We start from the raw sequence: 13,439 nt of genomic DNA on the forward strand, positions 1-13,439 counted from the left end.
CCGGGCTACGATCGGTGCATGACCGCACTGCCTGACGACCTCAGCACCGACGAGATCATCCGATCCCTGGCATCGGGCCGACCGACGACGTGGCTCCGCTCCACCCCCACCGAGGCGGCCCTGCCCGATCTCGGCGCGGTCATGGATTCCGCGGCGGCCCGGTTCGACTGCTTCGCCCCCTGGTTCGCGACGACCTTCCCGGAGACATCGACGGTCCCGGCCGAACTCGCCGAGGCGTTCCCGGAAGCCGGCGGCGGAATGATCGAATCGACCCTGATGCCGGCACCGGCGGCGCAGCGTCGCCTCGACGATCTGTTCGGATCCGACCTGGTCGGACGGCTGTGGCTCAAGCGCGACGACAGTCTGCCGGTGAGCGGGTCGATCAAGGCCCGTGGCGGCTTCCACGAGGTGCTCGAATTCGCCGAGGCGGTCGCCGCTGACCATGGCCTCGACGTACTCGATCCCGCCACCTATTCGAGTGTTCAGTTCCGTGAGATCGCCGCGAACCACCGCATCGTCGTCGGATCGACCGGCAACCTCGGGCTGTCGATCGGAATTCTGAGCGCTCGACTCGGATTCGCTGCGTCGGTGCATATGTCTGCCGATGCCCGGGAATGGAAGAAGACGATGCTGCGCGACCACGGCGTCGACGTCATCGAACATGTCGGCGACTTCGTCGAAGCCGTCGAAGCCGGCCGCGCCTCGGCGGAAACTGCTGCGAACACGCACTTCGTCGACGATGAGGACTCGGTGAGCCTCTTCGCCGGATACTCGGTGGCAGCGCTGCGACTGAAACGCCAGTTCGCGGCCGTCGGCGTGACCATCGATGATCGCAATCCGCTCACTGTCTATCTGCCGTGCGGAATCGGAGGCGGGCCCGGGGGAGTGACCTTCGGACTCCGACGTGTCTTCGGCACGGCGGTGCGCTGCATCTTCGTCGAACCCAGTCGGGCCCCAGCGATGTTCCTCGGCGTGCGCACCGGCCGGCACAGCGACATCTCCGTGCAGGACATCGGCCTGACCGGAGTCACCGCGGCCGACGGGTTGGCGGTCGCCCGCCCGTCACGCTTCATCGGACCGACGATCGGGCCGCTGATCTCCGGTTTCGCTGCGATCCCCGACGAGGTCATCCGGGCCGGAGTCGGGGTGCTCCACGAAACCGAAGGCATCGACGTCGAACCCTCGGCAACCGCCGGACTGACCATCCCGTGGCGGATGGGCGACGCAGCGGCCGAATCGGCGCCGGGCATCCACTTGGTGTGGCTCACCGGTGGGGCGATGGTCCCCGACGATGAGTGCGCCGCCTACGTCGATGAAGGACGAGGGCTCGTGGAACGGATCGGCAGCACCGCCTCGGCGATCTTCGTCGACTGAACCACGTGCTCCCGACTGAACCGTGTGTCGACCAGCGTGTCCCTGGACTGAACGGCGTGCCCCGGCTGGGGCCGGGCCACGCCGCGTCGGTCACCAGTCCCAGGGGTTGTCGCTGACAGTGATGACGATCTTGCCGTCGACAATCTCGGCGGTGCCGTTGAGGTCGAAGGACACGGTGTCATCGAAGGGTTCGGACTCGTCGAACATGTCGTAGGTGCCGGTCACGAGGGCCTCACCGGACGTGTTCGAGGAGATCAGCCACGCCGGACCGCCGTTCGGACCGGTCGCGTCCTCCGGGTTCGAGTACTGGTCGGCACCCAAGGAGTCATCGGCGACGGTCACCGTCGGATACGACGAGATCGACCAGGTGAGTCCGGTGGCGTCATAGCTTTCGGCCAGTGAGGATCCGAACGGGCACCCGTCGGGCTGGGCGACGGACTTCTTCGCGCAGCTGTCGATGAGGGTCTTGACCTGTTTGTCGACCTCGGTGCGGAACGCGTCCGAGGGGTGGGCTGAGAGCACCGGCGTCTCCTCGCCCTCCATGTTCGCGTCATCGCCGAGGAACGCCCGCACCTCGACCGCGTCGGCGGTGATGAGATCGGACTTCTCGGCCAGGTCGATCGTGTAGAGACCGGGGAAGGCCGGCAGGGACAGGGTCGACCCGTCGCTGTCGACGTCGATTCCGTTGACCTTGACCTTCTTGAGGCCGGGAGTGTCGACGGTGAGAGTGAGCAGGTCCGGGCTCTTGAGCGCCCAGTCGTCGAAGAACAGCGCCTTCTTCCCCGCTTTGTACAGGGTCAGGGTGCTGTTGCCCTTGGAACCGCCGACATCGTAGGTGACTGCGACCGTCGCCGTGTCTCCTGAGATCTCGGCGTCTTCGACGGCGACATCGTCGGGCAGTGCCTTCGAGCCGCCGAGGACGTCGTTGGTCAGCAGGGTGCGTGACTCCTGCGGAACGTCGACGTCAGCGACCTTGAGTGCACCTTTGGCGTCACCGTCGGAGAGCTCCGAGAAGTACTTCTCCACCGTCGCCTCGGGGCCGAACATGTGCCCGTTGAGCTGGGTGACGACGATGATCGCGGCCACGAGGAGGAGGGCGGCACCGCCGGCGACGACTGAGACGAGCTTCGCCTTCTTCTTGTCGAAGGGTTGGGCCGGACCCGCGTACGGCTGCGCGGCGTACATTCCCTGCGGAGCCGAGTACGACTGCTGGCCGGCCGAACCCTGCGGCCAGGCATAAGCCTGCTGGTCGGACGGAGTCGGAGGCGGCGGTGGACCCTGCTGCGGGCCTTGCTGCGGAGCGCCCGGGGCGGAGAACTGCTGGGGGCCCTGTTGCAGTCCCTGCTGCGGAGCGCCCGGATGACTGCCAGGTTGGCTTCCCGGATGGGCCTGCGGCTGACCCTGCCCCTGACCCTGCGAGCCGAACGCGTCCGGCGATGCCGGCTGGCCCTGATAACCGGCGGGCCCTTGCGGTCCGACTTCGCCAGGTCCGGGAGCGATCGGCGGCGGTGTCGGAGCTGCAGCCCCAGCCAGATCGGGATGGACGAACGCGAACTGCGGTTCGCTCATTCCCAGATACGGTCCCCAGTGCGGGTGCACCGTCCGCCCGGCGGCGATCCGTGCCACCGCGGGGAAGGTGAGGGCGAGACGTGGGCCGAGCGTGCGCGAGAGCACCTCGATGACCCCACCCCAGAGGGCGAAGATGAGGAAGGTCCAGGCCAACGGGCCGATCCCCGCACGAGCCGCACCGGAACCGCCGAAGAACATGGCCGCCTCGGCGGATCCGGACATCGACATGTTCGCGGGAATGGCCAGCAGCGACAGCAGACCCCAGACGAGGCAGAACGCCACCGGCAGCTTCCACGCACTCGACCACTGCTGCTTGTCCTGCTCGATCACGGTCCAGGCCGGTCGACGCGTGACGGTGGCGACGACCGTGGCGATCAGCACGGTGACCGCAACGACGAGCAGTCCCAGCCACAGCAGGCCGGGAGCCTCGCGGCTGAACAGGGTGAGGCTTTCGGAGAAGGTGTCCGAGTAGAAGCCCAAGTCGCCCTGGGCGGTGGCGCTGATTCCGCCGAGGTGGGTCAGCGAGGTGAGGATGAGGCCCATGTTGACGAACGTCAGCGGGACCAGCTGGCCCGGCATCTCGACGGACAGCGGCAAGACGAAGAGCGCGACGATCGAGAACACGGCCACGGTGAGGGCCAGGTGGATCCAGGTCACCAGCAGAGGTGGGACGGCCCAGCGCAGGAATGGTGCACCGATCGCCTCGGTGCCCTTGAAATGCCCGGCGACCCGGCCGGCGATGCTCGTGATGAGGATGACGAGCAGCGGCAGGAAGAACGATCGGGCGGTGACCGCGGAGAAGGAGAAGGTGAACGATCCTTCCTCTTCGAGGGCGGAGGCGCGGGCGGCGAAGATGACCTGGAGGAGGAAGAGCACGAGCGTCATCGCCAGAGTCGCGACCCCGATGCGGATCCACGTGGACACCCGATTGGGCGCGGGGGATCGGCGTTCGCTGATCTTCGTCATCCACCACAGCAGACCCACAATGACGATGGTGACCACCAGAGGTGCTCCGGTGGTGAAGATGCTCAGCTGGGCATTGAAGCCGTCAGGGGCGTTGATGTCCAGGCGCAGCGCCGCCGAACCGAACAGCGACAGCGCCATGAGGATGAACGGCAGGGCGTAGTTGAGGCTGTCGAGGTTGAGTCCGGTCTCCCCCGTCACGGAGTCGAACTCCGACATCGACGTGAGGATGGCAGTGAGGATGATGGAGACGATGATGCCGCCGAGGAGGGCGATCCCCGGTGGGATCAGCGCGGTTTTCCACGTGGATCCCTTCCCCAGCGCCGAGGCGAACTTCGACTTCGGTGCGTTCGCAGGGTAACCCGGTGGTGCAGGGTAGGGCATCGGACCGGATTGGCCAGGAGGGTAGGGTCCCTGTTGGTGAGGGGCTTGCTGGTAGGGGCCGGAGCCCTGTGGGTAGAGCCCCTGTTGGTAAGCGTCCTGTTGGTAAGCGTCCTGTTGGTAAGCGTCCTGTTGGTAAGCGTCCTGTTGGTAAGCGTCCTGTTGGTAAGGGCCCGAGCCTTGCAGGTACGCGCCCTGCTGATAGGCGCCCTGCTGGTAGGCATTCTGCTGGTCGGGGCTCTGCTGGTAGGGATCGGGTTGGTTGGTGCCGGGCCCTTGAGCGTACGGGTCGGCTGTCTGTCCGGCGGTGGGTGATCCGTCTTCGGGCGGTGCCCAGCGAGCGGTCTCCTCGGTGGAATCGGAATTGTCGGCCGCTGCTGAATCTGCAGAACCGATCGTTTCCGAGCTCTCGGCATCGGAGGCAGGATCGGAAGTGGAGTCGGGTCCGACAGAATCCATCACTTCGGTCGCGTCATCTTCCTGAGCCTGGGGAGAGTCCGGAGCCTCGGTGCCCGCCTCATCAGACGATTCGGGACTCTCCTGGTCCTCAGCAGCCTGGTCTTCGGCGGTCTGATCCTTCGGATCCTCGGCGGCGGTCGGTGTCGTCTCGTCGGATTCGTCGTGCATACCCAGTCCTCAAGTGCAGTTGCCTGACAGCTGCGCAATGTAGTTCAAATCGAAACAATCAACTGAGCAGATCAAGCATGTGTAGTTCACAACTTATATTAGGCTGTTAATGCAAGAGAAGTTCTATATTGGGACTTTTTCTGAAATACGGCGTGATCGATCTGGAGTTACGGATGAGTACGAACCCTCCCGGGCGCGGGGATGAGAACGAATGGGACGTCAACGACCGGTCGGGAAGCCAATGGTCCTCGCAGCCCGGATCCCAGCCGGGACCCCCGCCGAGCCCGCAGTCAGGACCCCAGTCGGGCAACGGTTGGAGCACTCCGCCGCAGCGCCCCTATATCCAGACCCCGCACTCGCAGAGCGGCCCGCCTCACGGCGTCGGCCAGCCTCCTCACCAGCAACCGCCCCCGCCGCCACCTGGCTATGGTCCGGGACCGTATCAGCGGGCCGGACAGCCCGCGCAGAAGAAGCGCGGAGGACTCATCGCTCTTCTCGTCATCGTCGGCATCGTCCTCGCCGGTGGCATCGGATGGGGCGCGGCGACCTTCTTCTCGAAGGACTCCGATGATCCCGACACCGTCGCCTCCACGACTGAGCCGACGAACTCCGCCAGCGACGACGGTTCGGCCGCGGCCGGCCAGCCACCCGAACCCACCGAGACCGAATCGGCGCTGCCCGACGACCCGAAGAAGGCACTCGAACAGCTCGCCGACTCCGACGGGAAGACTGCGAAGAGCGAACTCAACGGCAAATGGGTGCCGCAGCTGAGCTCGAAGAAGGTCGGTCTTAAAGCCGAAGGAAAGACCTGGGACGAAGAAGCGATCCTCGAAGAATTCGAAGGACTGCGCGAAGAGTTCCCCCGCGTGAAGCTCATCTGGTCCGGCGACTTCGGCAGCTTCAAGGAAGACAATTTCTGGGTCACCGTCGTCGGCATCGGATACGACGACCCCGAAGACGCCCTGTCCTGGTGCTCATCGCACGGACTCGGCCCCGACAGCTGCTATGCCAAACAGCTCAACACCTCCGGCGGCCACGACGGAACGACCCGCCTGCAGGACTGACGAACCCCTCGCCGAGGCGGCCCGACCGTGGACCTACCAGGGCACCGAGATTTCACGCTCGGATCTTGCGCCGGTTGTTCACCGCGAATACCCCAATGCCGATGACGAGCCAGATCGCTCCGATGACCAGGGCCAGAGGGTTTGCGCTGACGAGCACGGCGATGAGCAGACCGGCGCCGATGACCGGAATGACGCCGTGGTTGAACCAATTGGGAGTCTCGCTGCCCTGCTTCTTCACGAGAAAGTATCCGACCACCGACGCCTGCAGGAAGATGAACGCCGTCAGCGCCCCGACATTGACGATCGAGGTCAGCTGGTCGAGCCCGTCGGCACGGGTCGCCGCCCACCCGGCCACGATCACATTGCCGCCGGCGGCCACGAGGATTCCCTTCCACGGAACACCGGTCTTCGGGGCCACCTCGGCGAGGAATTTCGGCACCTGACGGGACCGTCCCATGTCCATGAGGATGCGGGAGCCTGCGGCCTGACCGATCATCGCGGAGAACGCCGCGCCCACGGCCTTGGCCAAGGCGAGCAGCCAGTGCAGCCACGGGCCGAGAGTCGAGTCGACGGCGTCGTAGTAGGCGGCTCCCTCGAGCGAAGGATCTGCCTGCAGCTCCGCCGGGGTCAGCGGTGAGAGCAGACTGCCCACCCAGGTCTGCGCGACGAAGAAGACGCCGGCGAGCACGAGGCAGATGAGCGTGGCCCGGCCGACGATCCGCGGCCCGCCCTTGGCCTCCTCGGAGAACGTCGCAAGCGAATCGAAGCCGAGGTAGGACAGGACGGCCACGGACACGGCCGCGAGCACCGCGGTCACGGAGAACGCATCGACCCCGGTCAGCGGCGTCAACCATCCCCGTGCCGGCCCCTGCTGGATAAGGTAGGCGATGCCGAGGACGAGGACCAAGGCGAGGACGGCCACCTCGGCGAGGACGACCCCGGTGATCACGCGGGAGGCGACCTTGACCCCGGCGAGATTGAGCCCGGTGGTCAGCACGACGGCGACGGCCACGAACACCCAGACAGGCAGGGCCGGGAAAATCGAGTTCAGCGCGATCCCGGTGAACAGATAGGCGACCGAGGGGATGAAGAGATAGTCGAGGAGAATCATCCACCCGGCGACGAAGCCGGCCGGTTTCCCGATTCCCGCCGAGGCGTAGGCGAAGACCGTGCCCGCGCGGGGGACCTCCCGTGACATGCGCATATAGCTGACCGCGGTGAAGGCCATGACGATCGTGGCGACGATATAGACCAATGCCACCGCCCCGCCCGACCGGGCATCGAGAGTGCCGAACACCCCGACGGCGGCCGCCGGGCCGATGAAGACGAGTCCGAAGAAGACGAGCTCGCTCAGGCCGATCGTCCGTTTGAGCGTCCCACCTCGCGCCGAGGCGGCCGTGCCCTCGGGTGCGGAAGGCTGAGTTTCGCTGTCGACCTGGTTGGACCGATCATCGGCGGTCATATCGTCCATCGTGGTGCCCGTCTTTCGAAGTATGTGCTTCAACTCTACGCGCAGGTCATGGCGTGGTTTCGAGTCCCCGATAGGATCGGGGGAAAAGAAGGAGGCCCGGATGACGCATCACCCGCAGATGATCCAGCCCGGAGGGGTCCCGCCGCAAGGCGTGCCTGCGAAGAAACCGTCGGTGGTGTGGGGAATCCTCCTCATCATCGCCGGAGTTCTCGGCCTCGGGGTGGGACTGTGCATCCTTGTCATCCCGATGTTCCTGTTCCTCCTCGGAGGCGGTGGCAACGTCGACGCCTTCGACGATGTCGCCTCCGGCTTCTTCATCACCGGTTTCGTTGTGGCTGTCATATCCGTTCTGGTGCTCATCGCCGGGATCGTCCTCACCACCGTCGTCGCGAGGAAGCGGCGCCGAATGCGACCGCAGGTCCGGATGGTCAGGCCCCCTGGCGGGCCGCCGTTTCAGCAGACTCCCGGAGGACCTCCAACGCCGAGGCGATGATCGGCTGAGCGCCCGAACCACGGCGGACGCCCGAGAGGATCTTCCGCGACGGCACCGGATCACCGCGCAGCGGCACACGCACCACATCGAAGCCGTCCGGCAGGCGTGCCAGGCGAGGAATGAGCGCAACTCCGAGTCCCGCGGAGACCAACGACGCACCCGTCTCCCACTCCCGAGACTGATGGGCCTGTTCCGGCTGGAAGCCGGCCGCCGCACAGCGTCGCGACACCGAGGATAAGATCTATTCGGCCGCGGGCCTGGCCAAACAGCTCGGCATCTCACTCAGCCCGGTGCGCGAGGCGATGATGGCGCTCGTGACCGAGGGACCGTCGAGGCCGTGCCCAATCGCGGCTTCCGCCTGGTCAACATCACCGAGGCGGACCTCGAGGAGATCATCGCCATCCGCGTTCTTCTCGCTGTCCCCGCCGCCCGCAGTCTGGCAGAGGCCGGCAGCGATGACATCGTCGGTCGTGTCCTGAATGCTGACGGCGTACAGGCGGTGACGGACGGGTCGGTGACCGAGACCGGCGAGGCAACGACCAAATCCGAGGCGATCGTCCGACTGCGCGAACTCGCCGAGGCGACCGTGGCCGCGACCGAGGCCGGCGAACCCGCCGAGTTCTATACGCAGGACCGCAGGTTCCATGAGGCTCTGCTCGAGCACGGCCTCGGCGGGCGAGCCGCCGCGATCAGCCTGCGCCTGCGCGATCAGTCGCGCCTCTACCGACGCCAGGATCAGATCGGGACCATCGCGGTCGAGTCCGCTCGCGAGCTGCCGAGGATCGTCGACCTCATCGAGTCGGGGGACTCCGCCAAGGCGGCCGACCTCGTCACGGCGAACCTCTACTTCTTCAAACGCGTCCCGGCCACAGCCGACGGCTGAAGCCCGCTGCGGCGAATCGGTACACCTTCTTCTCAACTGCACAGGGAGGAACGTGAGCAGTTCAGAGTAGACAGTGCCAAAAGACTGCCTGGGCCTGCCGGGGCGGTGACTGCGCGCCGATCAGTTCCTGACGACCCGATAGGTCTCGAGCCCGGGATCGGCGGCACCGCGGACGTGTCCGGACGGGCTCGCCGCCACGGCCTGGAGGAAGTCGATGGTGTCGGCGGTGATCTCCTCGCCGGGCAGGACATTGGGGATCCCGGGCGGGTATGCGGCCAGCGAGCTCACGCTGACCCGTCCGACCGCCTCGGCGGCGGTGACGAGTTCGGAATCGGCGAAGTACGCCTCACGCGGGGTCATCGCCAGTCGGCCGGCCATGGGCAGCGGCGGGAGGCCGGCGGCCTGCGTCGGCGCGGCGGCGGAGTCTGCGGTTTCGCGGCGCAGAGTCTCCAGGGCGTCGATGAGGCGACCGATGTCCGGGGATTTTCCGATGCCGATGAGGGCGACGAGGGTGGTCGCCGTCGACATCTCGGGGAAGATGTCGAAGTCCTCGGCCAGACGTTTGCGCACGGTGTGGCCGTCGAGTCCGGTGGCGGTGATGTCGATGGGCAGGCGGAACGGGTCGATATCGACGACGTCGGCATGGCCGAGGAACTCGCCGGACAGCAGGTGGTAGCGGTCGGTGGCCTCGATCTGCGCACGGATATGGCGGATGTTCTCTAGCGAATCCGTGATCGCCTCGTTCGAGGTCATGAGTTCGCGGCGGGCCAGGTCGATCGAGGCCATGAGGTGGGCGTTCTCGCTCGTCGAGGCGGTCATCATGAATGCGCGTGCCAGCGCCGGTTCGAGGCGATCGGCGAACTCGGTGTCACCGAGGTGAAGCAACGCGGACTGAGTAAGCGAACCGGCGAGCTTGTGCGTGCTCATGATGACGATGTCGGCGCCCTGGGTGACAGGCGATGCCGGCAGATCAGGGTGGAAGCCGAAATGGGCACCCCACGCGGCGTCGATGATCAGTGCCGCACCTGCTTCGTGGGCCGCCTCGGCGAGGGATTCGACGTCGGCGACGGCACCGAAGTAGCTCGGGGTCACGAGGTAGACGGCGGTCACCGGCTCGGGGTGATTGCGGATGGCCCGGCGCAGTGCGTCGGGGGTGACGCCGTGGGCGATGCCGTTGACCTCGTCGACGTTGGGGTAGACGAAGCCGGGGTTGAGCCCGGCCAGCACGATGCCGTCGATGAAGCTCGAATGCGCACTGCGCTGGGCGACGACGCCGGACCCGAGCGTGCCGACGGCCAGGGCGGCCATGCGGTTGCCCTGAGAGGATCCGTTGGTGAGGAACCAGGTGCGGCGGGCGCCCCAGGCCTCGGCGGCCAGGCGCAGAGCTTCGTCCTTCGGGGTATCGATGCCGAGGTCGATTCCGTCGAAGAGCGGGGGGATGTCCAGGGAGAGGGTGTGCTCGCCGAAGAATTCGGCCTGACCTGCGGATATGCCTTCAATCGTGCCGCCGTGTCCGGGAGTGGACAGGAGCAGCGAATTGCGGTCGGCCGCGTACGCCAGAGCGTCGGCATAGGGTGCGCGGGACTGTGTGAAGGCAGGATGCGTCGCCGACCCCGAGGAGGAGTGCGGGGCCGGGGGCATGGGGGAGTCCTGGTGCACGGTCATGCGTCCAGGTTAAAGAGGTGAGTGGGTACGGGAGAATAGCAACTTTCCTCCCTTGCTCTATAGTCAGTATCGAACTCGATGGAGGAGAGCAATGGAACCTCTGGATACTCGCGGCCTCACCGCTCTGCGTGCCGTCGCCGAGACCGGATCCGTCGCCGCGGCCGCCGCCGCGCTGCAGTGGAGCCAGCCGACGGTCAATCATCATCTGCGCAATCTCGAGCGGGCTCTCGGCGCGACTCTGCTCGATCGCACTCCGCGCGGATCAGAGCCGACGACAGTGGGCAGCCTCGTGGTGACCCGAGCCGTGGAGATCCTAGGACTGTGCCAGCGCCTCGGCGCCGAGGTGGCCCTCTGGCGCGAATCTCAGGCTGTGCCGGTGCGCATCGGGGCCGTGCCCACCGTCGGCGCTCGCGTCATCCCGCGCCTCCACGATCAGCTGCAGGCTCGCCCCAGATGGCAGACCCGTGACGAGGCGGTCGCCGGCGACAGGACCGACGTGCTCACCGCGGCCCTGGACGTGACGATGGATGAGCACGCGAAGCTCGTCTCCCGGCTCGAGTCCGGGGACCTCGATCTCGCGCTGCTCGTGTCGACCGATCTCGATCGGACGTGGATTCCGGCGACGCTGACCGCTGCTCACCTGTATTCGGAGCGGCTGTTTCTGTGCGTGCCGAAGACCATCGGGTCGATCGGCCTCGACGATCATGGCCGACCCGACCTCACAGCGCTGGTGTCCCAGACCTGGGCGTTCAGCATCGACCCCGGTGACGCCATCGACGAGGTGGTCCGCTCCTTCTGTCTGAGCGCTGGGTTTGAGCCCCGCGTGGGGATGCGGATGGACGACTATGCGGCTATCAACCGGATGATCTCGGCCGGTCTGGCGGTGGCGATGATCCCTGAGTCATCGCTGTCGCCAGACCCGGACATCACCGTCATCCCGATGCCGCTCAGCGACTGCCGCCGTGACGTGCTGCTCGTCTCCCGGTCCTCGCGGCCGCAGGGGCGCCCTCGTCATGACCCGATCGTCGATGCGCACAATTCCGCCATCGCCGAGGTGGTCGCCGACGTCCGTACCGTCACCCGGCAGTGGCGGTGACGCCGCGGTTTCAGAGCAGCGGTCAGAATGCGTCTCAGAGCGCGAGGATCGCGGGCACCGTGAGCACCGCGACGTAGTAGCCCATGAACTGGACGCCGGCGTGCATGCCGATGAACCGGTTGAACAGGCCGCCGACGAGTCCGACGGTGAGCGTCACACCCAGAGCCAACAGTCCGCCTTCATAGAGGCAGATGACGCAGATGAGCGCGGCGAAGCCGGCGATGATCGCTTCGTGGGAGACCGACTTCATCACCCAGGTCGCCGCCCGGTGAGCGTTCGTCATCACGAAGGGGTAGGCAATGGCGACGGCGATGATCGCCGCGATGACGGAGAAGAGAGCGAACTGACCAGTCGTGAGCAGGTCGTGGAGATTGTTCGTCGTTCCCGTCTCAGCATCGAGCGTGTAGACGGGGGGAGCGTTGAACAGCGGCCCTGCAGGACCGGCCGCCATCGGTGACAGGGGCAAGCCGATCGCGATGAGCGGGATGAGAGTCTCGGCGATATAGGTCGACTCTGTGGTTCCGTTGCGGACAGTGATGACGGTGGTGAGTCGTTCATACCCGTTCTTGACCCGGCTTCCGACGATCTCGCCCATGAGCACCGCCATGGCCACGGGGGAGAAGACGAAGGTCGCGCTGGTGATCGCCGCCGAACCGCTGGTATACGCCAGCTGCTTTCCGGTCAGCACCTTGAAGGGGTGCGGCATCCTCGATCCCCCTGCGGGCCGGACGTCGGGAGCAAGATTGAACTCCCGCTTGCCCGACTGCTGCATCGAGCGGCGTCCGGCGGGGGAGAGCGCAGCGAACAGGTCGAAGATGAGCGGCCCGGTGGCGATGCCGAGGAAGAACGAGGTGGTGAAGGTCGCTTCCTTCTGCTCCATGATGAAGGCCTGCAGCCCGACGATGAGCAGGACGAACGGGACGAGCCCCGCAACCGCAGCGAGTCTGCCCTTCGAGGTGTAGGCGACGAGGACGGCCGCGGCGATGAAGATCCAGGGAGCGGCAGCGCCGATCGCCTCGGCGAAAGGAGTGAGTACGAGGGCGAACACGATCGACAGCGGAATGGCAATGGCAACTGAGACGACTCCACCGGAGATCGCCTTCTGCAGTGCGATATGCGGGATTCCGAGCGACCTCAGCAGCTGCGCCTCACGCAGCATCGGCACCGCTGTGGTGTCACCGGGGATTCCGAGGAGAGTCGTCGGTACGGCGTGGGAGATGTGTTTGGCAATGATCGCGGCGAGGAAGAACGCGAGCACCCCGGCAGGAGGCACCCCGATGAGGATGACAAGCAACGCCAGCGGTGCCACGATCGCCGTCTCGTCCGTGCCCGAGATCAGTCCGATTCCGGTGAAGAGCACCCCGGAGAGAAGCGCCATCCCGACGGCCCACAGGACTGGTTCGATGAGTTCCGCGGTCACTGGTGCCCACCCTTCTCTTGGGCGCGTGCCTCATGGTTGTCGACGAGGGCGTCGAAGAGACCGAGGGCTCGGACTTCTGCCTGAACCGCCGGGCCGAGGTCGCGGGGGTCGCCGAGATCCCCGTATTCCTCGACGACCTCGTCGATGATCTCCTGCCGGTTGCGCGTGTCGGCCGCCGAGGTGGTGATCACTCTCTTGGGTTTGAACAGAAACCCGGAGATCACGGCCCCGACGATGCAGCCGACGATGCCGACGAGTAGAGCATAGGAGTGACCCAGCGCTTCATCGCCTCCGGCGGCGAAGAGATGATCGGCGATGAGGTAGGCCGGGACTGCTGTCCCGACGGCTATGGCGATACCGCCGATGAGATGTCTGGGGTCGACGGTGTCATTCCACACCTCGAGCAATTGCGGCATCATTGCCTGCCTTCTGT

Annotated in this window: 11 protein-coding genes; 5 read left to right on the forward strand and 6 right to left on the reverse strand. The window is 66.2% G+C overall.

What is annotated here, in order from left to right:
* Positions 1-18: 18 nt before the first annotated feature.
* Positions 19-1,374, forward strand: a complete 1,356-nt coding sequence (gene dsdA / locus BLIN9172_RS09815) for a D-serine ammonia-lyase (protein WP_101554904.1) — start codon at positions 19-21, stop codon at positions 1,372-1,374.
* 90 nt (positions 1,375-1,464) lie between these two features.
* Here dsdA and BLIN9172_RS09820 read toward each other — a convergent pair whose 3' ends face one another.
* The gene (locus BLIN9172_RS09820) at positions 1,465-4,914 is read right to left on the reverse strand and encodes a zinc ribbon domain-containing protein (RefSeq protein WP_257904166.1); all 3,450 of its coding nucleotides are present in this window, start codon (positions 4,912-4,914) and stop codon (positions 1,465-1,467) included.
* A 173-nt stretch (positions 4,915-5,087) separates the two neighbouring features.
* Here BLIN9172_RS09820 and BLIN9172_RS18545 point away from each other — a divergent pair, with 173 nt between their 5' ends.
* Positions 5,088-5,978, forward strand: a complete 891-nt coding sequence (locus BLIN9172_RS18545) for a flagellar basal body-associated FliL family protein (RefSeq protein WP_240812038.1) — start codon at positions 5,088-5,090, stop codon at positions 5,976-5,978.
* Positions 5,979-6,030: 52 nt separating this feature from the next.
* On the opposite strand, the gene BLIN9172_RS09830 is transcribed toward BLIN9172_RS18545, so the two are convergent.
* Complete coding sequence (locus BLIN9172_RS09830; protein WP_101554943.1) at positions 6,031-7,440, reverse strand: APC family permease; 1,410 nt, start codon at positions 7,438-7,440, stop codon at positions 6,031-6,033.
* 109 nt (positions 7,441-7,549) lie between these two features.
* Between BLIN9172_RS09830 and BLIN9172_RS09835 the strand changes: the two genes are divergently transcribed.
* Positions 7,550-7,942, forward strand: coding sequence for a 6TM ABC transporter family protein (locus BLIN9172_RS09835; RefSeq protein WP_101554905.1), 393 nt, complete (start codon positions 7,550-7,552; stop codon positions 7,940-7,942).
* Here the strand turns inward: BLIN9172_RS09835 and BLIN9172_RS09840 are convergent.
* Positions 7,878-8,171, reverse strand: coding sequence for a LysR substrate-binding domain-containing protein (locus BLIN9172_RS09840; protein WP_240812039.1), 294 nt, complete (start codon positions 8,169-8,171; stop codon positions 7,878-7,880). The two genes, BLIN9172_RS09835 and BLIN9172_RS09840, sit on opposite strands and share 65 nt — an antisense overlap.
* A 108-nt stretch (positions 8,172-8,279) precedes the next feature.
* Here BLIN9172_RS09840 and BLIN9172_RS09845 point away from each other — a divergent pair, with 108 nt between their 5' ends.
* Complete coding sequence (locus BLIN9172_RS09845; protein WP_101554907.1) at positions 8,280-8,825, forward strand: FCD domain-containing protein; 546 nt, start codon at positions 8,280-8,282, stop codon at positions 8,823-8,825.
* A gap of 120 nt (positions 8,826-8,945) precedes the next feature.
* On the opposite strand, the gene BLIN9172_RS09850 is transcribed toward BLIN9172_RS09845, so the two are convergent.
* The gene (locus BLIN9172_RS09850) at positions 8,946-10,490 is read right to left on the reverse strand and encodes an aminotransferase class I/II-fold pyridoxal phosphate-dependent enzyme (RefSeq protein ID WP_101554908.1); all 1,545 of its coding nucleotides are present in this window, start codon (positions 10,488-10,490) and stop codon (positions 8,946-8,948) included.
* A 91-nt stretch (positions 10,491-10,581) separates the two neighbouring features.
* Here BLIN9172_RS09850 and BLIN9172_RS09855 point away from each other — a divergent pair, with 91 nt between their 5' ends.
* Positions 10,582-11,586 carry a LysR family transcriptional regulator gene (locus BLIN9172_RS09855; protein ID WP_101554909.1) on the forward strand — a complete coding sequence of 335 codons (1,005 nt, stop codon included), beginning with the start codon at positions 10,582-10,584 and terminating at the stop codon, positions 11,584-11,586.
* A gap of 34 nt (positions 11,587-11,620) precedes the next feature.
* Here BLIN9172_RS09855 and BLIN9172_RS09860 read toward each other — a convergent pair whose 3' ends face one another.
* Together BLIN9172_RS09860 and BLIN9172_RS09865 are read right to left on the reverse strand one after the other, a co-directional pair.
* The gene (locus BLIN9172_RS09860; RefSeq protein ID WP_101554910.1) at positions 11,621-13,006 is read right to left on the reverse strand and encodes a tripartite tricarboxylate transporter permease; all 1,386 of its coding nucleotides are present in this window, start codon (positions 13,004-13,006) and stop codon (positions 11,621-11,623) included.
* Positions 13,003-13,425 (reverse strand): CTL/SLC44 family protein, encoded by a 423-nt coding sequence (locus tag BLIN9172_RS09865; protein ID WP_145997949.1) that lies wholly within the window; start codon positions 13,423-13,425, stop codon positions 13,003-13,005. Before BLIN9172_RS09865 ends, BLIN9172_RS09860 begins: the two co-directional genes overlap by 4 nt.
* Positions 13,426-13,439 lie beyond the last annotated feature (14 nt).

This window comes from Brevibacterium linens ATCC 9172, assembly GCF_900169165.1.
Classification (GTDB): domain Bacteria; phylum Actinomycetota; class Actinomycetes; order Actinomycetales; family Brevibacteriaceae; genus Brevibacterium; species Brevibacterium linens.